This window comes from Mesorhizobium sp. M7A.F.Ca.ET.027.03.2.1 (genome assembly GCF_003999175.1).
In the GTDB taxonomy this organism is placed as follows: Bacteria; Pseudomonadota; Alphaproteobacteria; order Rhizobiales; family Rhizobiaceae; genus Mesorhizobium.
Genome location: NZ_RZOM01000177.1, coordinates 1 through 7,680 on the forward strand (window position 1 = coordinate 1; position 7,680 = coordinate 7,680).

11 protein-coding genes are annotated in these 7,680 nt (G+C 62.8%); 2 read left to right on the forward strand and 9 right to left on the reverse strand.

Translation table 11 applies throughout. From position 1 onward, the window contains the following. A partial coding sequence (locus EN750_RS10545; RefSeq protein ID WP_281062280.1) for a hotdog domain-containing protein occupies positions 1–278 on the reverse strand: 278 nt, incomplete at its 3' end. A 57-nt stretch (positions 279–335) separates the two neighbouring features. On the opposite strand from EN750_RS10545, the gene EN750_RS10550 reads away from it, so the two are divergent. Further along, positions 336–1,586 carry a cellulase family glycosylhydrolase gene (locus EN750_RS10550; RefSeq protein ID WP_127396383.1) on the forward strand — a complete coding sequence of 417 codons (1,251 nt, stop codon included), beginning with the start codon at positions 336–338 and terminating at the stop codon, positions 1,584–1,586. 102 nt (positions 1,587–1,688) lie between these two features. Here the strand turns inward: EN750_RS10550 and ruvB are convergent, their stop codons facing one another. From ruvB to EN750_RS10585, 7 genes are all read right to left on the reverse strand, one after another. Further along, positions 1,689–2,726: a Holliday junction branch migration DNA helicase RuvB gene (gene ruvB, locus EN750_RS10555; protein ID WP_023811851.1), complete on the reverse strand. Its 1,038-nt coding sequence runs from the start codon at positions 2,724–2,726 to the stop codon at positions 1,689–1,691. A gap of 43 nt (positions 2,727–2,769) precedes the next feature. Then, positions 2,770–3,390, reverse strand: a complete 621-nt coding sequence (gene ruvA, locus EN750_RS10560) for a Holliday junction branch migration protein RuvA (RefSeq protein ID WP_127396384.1) — start codon at positions 3,388–3,390, stop codon at positions 2,770–2,772. A 27-nt stretch (positions 3,391–3,417) separates the two neighbouring features. Next, positions 3,418–3,837: a type II toxin-antitoxin system VapC family toxin gene (locus EN750_RS10565; RefSeq protein ID WP_127268491.1), complete on the reverse strand. Its 420-nt coding sequence runs from the start codon at positions 3,835–3,837 to the stop codon at positions 3,418–3,420. Continuing rightward, positions 3,815–4,084: an AbrB/MazE/SpoVT family DNA-binding domain-containing protein gene (locus tag EN750_RS10570; RefSeq protein WP_127396385.1), complete on the reverse strand. Its 270-nt coding sequence runs from the start codon at positions 4,082–4,084 to the stop codon at positions 3,815–3,817. Before EN750_RS10570 ends, EN750_RS10565 begins: the two co-directional genes overlap by 23 nt. 56 nt (positions 4,085–4,140) lie before the next feature. Further along, positions 4,141–4,650: a crossover junction endodeoxyribonuclease RuvC gene (gene ruvC / locus EN750_RS10575; RefSeq protein ID WP_127320884.1), complete on the reverse strand. Its 510-nt coding sequence runs from the start codon at positions 4,648–4,650 to the stop codon at positions 4,141–4,143. A gap of 75 nt (positions 4,651–4,725) precedes the next feature. Then, positions 4,726–5,259 carry a DUF1465 family protein gene (locus EN750_RS10580; protein WP_127320883.1) on the reverse strand — a complete coding sequence of 178 codons (534 nt, stop codon included), beginning with the start codon at positions 5,257–5,259 and terminating at the stop codon, positions 4,726–4,728. Positions 5,260–5,708: 449 nt separating this feature from the next. Beyond that, complete coding sequence (locus EN750_RS10585) at positions 5,709–6,089, reverse strand: hypothetical protein (RefSeq protein WP_127268487.1); 381 nt, start codon at positions 6,087–6,089, stop codon at positions 5,709–5,711. Between the two features lie 327 nt (positions 6,090–6,416). Here EN750_RS10585 and EN750_RS10590 point away from each other — a divergent pair, with 327 nt between their 5' ends. Next, positions 6,417–6,968, forward strand: coding sequence for a DUF2269 family protein (locus tag EN750_RS10590; RefSeq protein ID WP_127268486.1), 552 nt, complete (start codon positions 6,417–6,419; stop codon positions 6,966–6,968). Positions 6,969–7,000: 32 nt separating this feature from the next. On the opposite strand, the gene EN750_RS10595 is transcribed toward EN750_RS10590, so the two are convergent. Next, the coding region (locus EN750_RS10595) for a sulfite exporter TauE/SafE family protein (RefSeq protein ID WP_145967544.1) at positions 7,001–7,680 on the reverse strand (680 nt) is incomplete at its 5' end.

The window sequence follows — 7,680 nt, forward strand, 5'->3', positions numbered from 1 at the left end:
ATGCGGGCGGGGCCGCGAAAGTCGATCTCCATACGGCGCACCACCCAGACTATTCTTTCGCCATGCTTGCCGTCGGCAAGCTCTGTGTGGTGCACGCCGGTGAGCCGGAGATAGTCGGAGCGACCGCGTTCGAAGAATTCGAGATAGCGCGCATGGTAGACGACGCCGGAGAAATCGGTGTCGGCATAATAGACCCGCGCCATCAGCCGGTGGCCGAACGCCGTCAGCGCGCCGGAAAGCCCGGCCAGCAGCGTCGCCGATTCACCATGATCGCCCATTGCGCTTCCCTTTTCAGCCCCGGCGAGGCACCAGTTTCCCGCAGAACATAACATCGGATGGCACTGTTGACGGCGATGATCAAGAGTTTGACCGCGGCGCTGCTCGTGCTGGTGGCTTTGACGCTGCCTGGCCAGGCCGCGACATTCTCGATGAAGCGCGGCCTCAATCTCGACCAATGGGTCACATGGCCCGGCGAAGACCAGTGGGGCGACGCCAAGGCCATCCTGCCCTATCCGGAATGGCGGAAATTTCTTGGGGAGAACGACCTCAAGGCACTGAAGGATGCCGGCTTCGATTTCCTGCGCATGCCGGTCGATCCATCGCCCTTTCTGTCCGACCAGACCGTGACCTTGCGTGACGATCTCTATGCCAGCGTGCTGGACTCCGTGCGCATGATCAACCGCGCCGGGCTGAAGGTGGTCGTCGACATGCACCTGATCCCGGCCGGCGGCAGCCGCAAGATCGGCATGGCGCAAGTGATGGACGATCCGCGGACCTTCGACGCCTATGTCGAGATGGTCCGCAAGATGGCCCGCACGCTGGCCGGCGAAGATCCCACCCAGGTCGCCTTCGAGCCGATGAACGAACCGATCGTCGACTGCGACAGCGACGGCACCAGCCTGTGGCCGGACCGCCAGCGCAAACTGTTCGCCGCGGCGCGATCCTCGGCGACGAAACTGACACTAGTGCTGACCGGCGCCTGCTACTCCGCCGCGAGCTCGCTGGAGAAGATCGACCCGAAGGCGATCCCTGACGGCAATGTCATCTGGACCTTCCATTCCTACGATCCGTTCCTGCTCACCCATCAGGGCGCGACCTGGGCCGGCGACTTCATCCCCTATGTGACTGGCCTGCCCTATCCGTTGACCGCGGTGCCCAAGGCACAGCTCGACGTGACGCTCGACACCATCCGCGCCAGGATCAAGGCCGAGGCGCCGTGGACACGGCAGAGCGGCCTGCTTGCCTATCTCGACGAACAGGTCGCCAGCATGGACAGCCTCGACAAGCTGCTCGGCTTGATGGATGCGCCGTTCAAAAAGGTCGAGGCATGGGCGAAGGCCAACGGCGTCAAGCCTGAAGACATCACGCTGGGCGAGTTCGGCATGATCCGCCAGGAATATGGCAATTCCTATGTGATGCCCGCCGGGTACCGGGCCGCCTATGTCAGGGACATGATCGGGCGTGCCGAAGCACATGGCTTCTCATGGTCGGTGTGGAGTTATGGCGGCGCCTTCGGCATCGTCGACGCCTTCAATGGCGACAAGGCCGAGCCAGATGTGATGGACGTGATCCGCGGGCTGCATTGATCGCTCAGCCAAGAACGACCGAGAAGATTCCGGGCGCATTCAAAAAACGTACCGATGCAATGCTGAGCCAATACCCGAGACGACGGGCGGCGCACTGGAAAATTACTCTTCCTGGAACAGGTTGATCTGCTGCTGCGCCAGATCCTTCGGCGCGTCGAGGCCGAGATGGCGCCAGGCATTGGCCGTCAGCATGCGGCCGCGCGGTGTGCGCTGGATGAAGCCCTGCTGGATCAGATAGGGCTCGATGATGTCCTCGATGGCGTCGCGCGGCTCTGACAGGCCGGCGGCGATCGTCTCGATGCCGACCGGCCCGCCGCCGAAATTGCGCGCGATCATGCTGAGATACCGCCGGTCGAGCGCGTCGAGGCCGAGCGCATCGACCTCCAGCCGGGTCAGCGCCTCGTCGGCGATCTTGCGGTCGACATGGCCGTCGCCGGCCACCGAGGCGAAATCGCGCACACGGCGCAAGAGCCGGCCGGCGATGCGTGGCGTGCCGCGCGCACGCCGCGCGATCTCCAGCGCACCGTCGTCGCCAAGCGGCATTTGCAGGATGCGCGCGCCGCGCCGCACGATCTGCTCCAGCTCCTCGACCGTGTAGAAATTGAGCCGTACCGGAATGCCGAAACGGTCGCGCAGCGGATTGGTGAGCAGGCCGAGCCGCGTGGTGGCGGCGACGAGCGTGAAGCGGGCAAGGTCGATCTTGACCGAACGCGCCGCCGGTCCTTCGCCGATGATCAGGTCGAGCTGGAAATCCTCCATCGCCGGATAAAGGATCTCCTCCACCGCCGGGCTCAGCCGATGGATCTCGTCGATGAACAGCACGTCGCCTTCCTCGAGGTTGGTCAGCAGCGCGGCAAGATCGCCGGCCTTGGCGATGACCGGACCCGAGGTCGAGCGGAAATTGACGCCGAGTTCGCGCGCCATGATCTGCGCCAGCGTCGTCTTGCCGAGACCGGGCGGCCCGACGAACAGCACATGATCGAGTGCCTCGTTGCGGCCCTTGGCGGCCTCGATGAACACTTTGAGATTGGCCCGCACCGCCGCCTGGCCGACGAAATCGTCGAGCGTCTGCGGCCGCAAGGTCTGCTCGGCATCCTCGCCGCGTTTTTCCGGCGCAATCAGGCGGGGCGACAGGCTCATGACGCCTTCCTTGCACACGGCAAGGAACTGAACAAGCGACGGTTCACCGCGCCAGTTCCTTCAGCCCGAAGCGGATCAGCTTCGGCGCATCGGCATCCTCGCCCGCCGTCTTCAGCGCCGCCGCCACAGCATTGGCGGCGGTGTCGCGCGAATAGCCGAGATTGACCAGCGCCGAGACCGCGTCGGTGATGGGCGCGGATGCCACGCCGTCGCCGAGTTCCTGTTTCAGGCCGATGGTGCCCGAGGCGGTTCCGGCATAGGCCGGCGCCTTGTTCTTCAACTCGGTGACGATGCGCTCGGCCACTTTCTTGCCGACGCCGGGCGCGCGCGAAACCATGGCGATATCGCGCAGCGCAATGGCGTTGGCGAGATCCGCCGGCGCCAGCGTCGACAGGATGGCCAGCGCCACCTTGGCGCCGACGCCCGGAACATTGTTCATCAGCAGCCGGAACCACTCGCGTTCCAGCACCGACTGGAAGCCGTAGAGGCGCAGCATGTCCTCGCGCACATAGGTCTCGATAAACAGCACCACCGCTTCGCCCGGCAAAGGCAACGCCGCCAGCGTACGGGCCGAGCAATAGGCGACGTAGCCGACGCCATGGATGTCCACGAGGCAATGATCCTCGTCGACCTCGTCCAGCGTGCCCTTGAGCTTGCCGATCATGCCAGACCTTTCATGGAAGATGGGCTCTCATGGGTGCGTCTCAGGAGAGATGATGTCGAGGTCGGGAAAATAGCTGCGGTAGCGAGCAGCGTCGCGGGTCAAAAGACGATGTCCAGCGACGGTCGCGTGAGCGCCGATAAAGAAATCGGGCAAGGTTCTTTCCCTGACGCCACCGGCCCGGCGATAGCGGGAATGCGTGACGCCGGCAAGGAACGCCGCGTCCCAAGATACAAGTTCGCGATCCATCCCAAGCATGTCGACTGCTTTTCGAAGCGCCGTTTCCGTCGCAATCAGCGGCGCCAACTCGGACCAGACGATCGTGTTGACCACCAACGCGCCGTCGCGGCGGCAGGAGGCGATTGCCGATGCCGACCATCCTTTCATCGGTCCGGCTGGACCCCAAACGTCGATCAGGACATTTGTGTCAATCAATGTCGAGATCTTCACGCGGCCCCCTCAACCACTCCATGTACTGATCGGTGGTCATGCCTCCCAGATCCAACGTCCCCTCCATCCGGTCGAGGACATCGCTGAACCTGCGCAATTTCTCTTCCTGGGAGAGGTTCTCGTTGACGGCAACCAGCCGAACGCCCTCGTCGGTGGCCACGAACTCCACCTCGGAGCCCGGGGCGATGCCCAGACGGTCCCTTATCGGCTTGGGGATTGTGACTTGCCCCTTGGTGGTCACGCGCATGGTAATACCTCTGCGGTATTACTTATCCCTGCAGCGTGAACAAGTCAAGAACATAGCTAGCCGGCCAGCGCCATCCTGTAGGCCACGCTCTGCCGGTGATGCGCGTGGCAGATGGCGATGGCGAGCGCATCAGCGGCATGTTCGGTATCGAAGACGGCTTTTGGCAACAGCACCTTCACCATCATGTGGATCTGCTTCTTGTCGCCATGGCCGACGCCGATCACTGCCTTCTTGACCGCGTTGGGCGCATATTCGGCAACGACGAGACCCGCACGCGCCGGCACCAGCATTGCGATGCCGCGCGCCTGGCCGAGCTTCAGCGTTGCCACCGCGTCCTTGTTGACGAAGGTCTGTTCGACCGCCGCCTCGTGCGGCATCGCGCTGTGCAGGATTTCGGCCAGCCCGTCATGCAGCTGGCACAGCCGCGTTGCCAATGCTGCCTTGTCCTCGGACTTCACAGTGCCGGAAGCAATGAAGCGCAGCGAATTGCCGAGGCTTTCGACGATGCCCCAGCCGGTGCGCCGAAGCCCAGGATCGATACCGATGATGCGAATCGCTTCCGCCATTTGCCGAGTTTACCTCCGGCCCACAGCGATGCCAGCGAAATGTGAACAAACCGGAAACAGAAGATAGACCGAGGTCTAACCCCGAGCGAAAGCCGTGTTGAGCAGGCTGATCTGGTCGGAAACCGGATTGAGGCGGCGAGCCATCGGTTGCATGTCGACCAAGGCGCCCGAGCCATAGATCTCCTCGTCCATGCGGCGCACCAGTGCTTGCAGGCGCAGCGAGCGGGTGACGAGATCGAGGAAATCCTCGGGCAACTCGGCCCAGCCGGCGGCTTCGTCATGGGCGGAAGCGGTGTCGAGACGCACCTTGGACTTTTCCGACGCGACCTGGTCGCGGGTCATCTCGCCGGAATTGGCGGCGCGCTGCAAAAGCAGCCAGGACGCAACCTGCATCAGCCTGGTGGTCAGCCGCATCGATTCGGCCGCATAGAGCGTGGCGCCCAGCCGCGACAGTTTCTTTGCCTCGGCCCGGCCCTTGCCGTCGAGATATTCGGCGGCCTGTTCGACCAGGCCCATGCCTTCCTGGTAAAGCGGCTTGAAGGATTGCGAGAAAACCCGGCGCTCCGCCAGCTTGACGGTTTTCGCACTGCCCTTCGAAGGCTCGTTCATTGATACGCCCCTGCACTTGCAACCGGCCGATTCGGCTCCCTGCCGATACACCCGGAACCCTATCTGACTGAAGCTTGAAAATGCGCTTCGTCACCGGCGAAGGCAAGCACATGTTTAACAGAAGGTTAACGGCGAGCCGCCATTGGGCGGCCCCGCTGAGACGCGGACAAAAAGGGAAATGAAGACAAAAAAAGAGCCGCGGATAAGGCGGCTCTCAGGAGTTTAACAGGGAGGCGTCAAACAAAGTGGCTCCAACCACTCGGTAAGAATCCAGATCACTGGATGAACATAGTAAACACCTGTAAAGCTTAATGAAGCCTTAACGGCGCGGATGTTTTTTGACCGAACGCCGCCATACTGTGCCGTAACAGGACAGCATCTCCTGCGTCAGGCTAGCTCAGGCTGTCCTCCAGATCGCCGGCACAGCCTCACCTTACCCCAGGTCCAGCTCAGGCCGTCTTCCAGATCGCCGGCAAGGCGATGAAGGCGAACAGCAGCATGGCTGCGTAGAAGCCCATCGAGGAGGCCGCCACCAGCGGTTCGATCGCGGCATTGCCGGCAAGCAGGAAGTAGAGGCCGATCAGCAGGCCGATGCCGCTGATTGCGGTCAGCCAGAAATGAACGGTGGCGAGTGTCTTTTGCCCGATGGCAGGGAACAAATGGTAGAAGAAGGCGAAGACCGCCGACATCAGCCATCCAGCCACCATTGTGTGGGCGTGAGTCGGCATCTGACCGTGATCCTGGCTGATCGACATGTGCAGGCCGAGCGCCATGCCGCACAGCGAATAGATGACGGCCAGTGTGAAGAAATTCCGTGCTACCCCTTGCATGTCTGTCCCCCGAATTGCCTTTTCCCGTTGTGGGAATGGGTTTGATCGTCAGGCGATTGTTGTCGCCACCGGGCTCCCGGCGTTAAGCGCGTTAGCATCGGCGATGTTTCCGGACGATGTCGCGCCAACCCCCTCCCGACGATTCGTACATTAGCAGGAAATCAGATAGCGCGTTCACTATCTCAGCCGCTTCTTCATTGCCTGAAACAGATCCGGGTTTTTCGCGACATCGTTCCGAAACAGGCGCCACGCTAAACGCCCGCTCCTCTGACGGCCGGCGCAAATCAGCGCCGCCGCAACCTGACCGGAACACTGCAGGAGCAACCCATGGACTGGTACTCGATCGTCAAATTCCTCCACGTCACTACCGCCATTCTGTGGGTCGGAGGCGGCTTCGTGCTGTTCCTGCTGGGCATGCTTGCCGAGCGGGCGGGCAACATAGAGGAAAAACTGCAGGCAATGCGCGCCAGCGGTCAGCTGGGCGGCAGGTTCTTCGCGCCGATGTCGATGCTGACGCTGATTTTCGGCCTCATCATGTGCTGGTTCTGGGTCGGCTTCTCCGACCTGTGGATCCTCATCGGCCTGGCCGGCTACGCCACGACCTTTTCGATCGGCATGTTCATCTTCAAACCGACCGGCGAGCGCATGGGCGCAATGATCGCCAAAGAGGGCGTCACACCAGAGGTTCTTGCCATCGGCCAGCGTATGATGAGCGCGGCGCGCTTCGACTATGCGGTGATGGTGGTCATCATTGCCGACATGGTGCTCAAGCCGACCGTGCATGACATCGGTATCCTCGCCGGCATGGTGCTGGCCGTCTTGATCGGCGCCACACTGGCCTTTGGCGGCAACCGCCGTCTCGTGCCGAGCGCTGCCTGACCCTGATGACGGGCGGCGGCGCAGCCGCCTTTCTACATCAGACCTGCGATGCCATCCCACAGCAGCTTCAGTGCAACGACCGCGACGGTTGCATAGGTGAAGGGATAGAAGGTTTCCGGCCGCATCCGCCGCACCAGCCAGGCCCCGGCAATGGTCGACAGCGGCGCCAGCGGCATCAGCACCGCCGATGCCGTCAGATTGGCGGTGTCGAACTGGCCGAGCGCGAAATAGGGCACCAGCTTCAGCGCATTGGTGGCGGCAAAGAAGATCGCGGCGGTGCCCGATAGAACCTTCGGATCGAGCCGGATCGGCAAGGCATAGACCTGGAAGGGCGGGCCGCCGACATGGGCTACGAAGCTGGTGAACCCGGCGACCGTGCCCCAGACCGCGGCGGCGACGCGGTTGGGCGCGGCAGCGTGATCGGCGCCATGGCGGAACTGCAGATAGAGCCAGCGCAGGACGAAGATGATGGCGACGGCGCCGACGATCAGCCGCACCGCCTCTTCGGTCACCAGTGCCGCCGTCAGCCAGCCAAGGCCGATGCCGATGACGGCACCCGGCATCATGTCGACCAGCATCTTTCTGTTATAAACGCCCCACCATGTCCATACCGAGGCGATGTCCATCAGGCACAGGATCGGCAGCAGGATGGCCGCCGCCTGCACCGGCGGCATGGTCAGCGCCATCAGCGGCACGCCGACGAAACCGACGG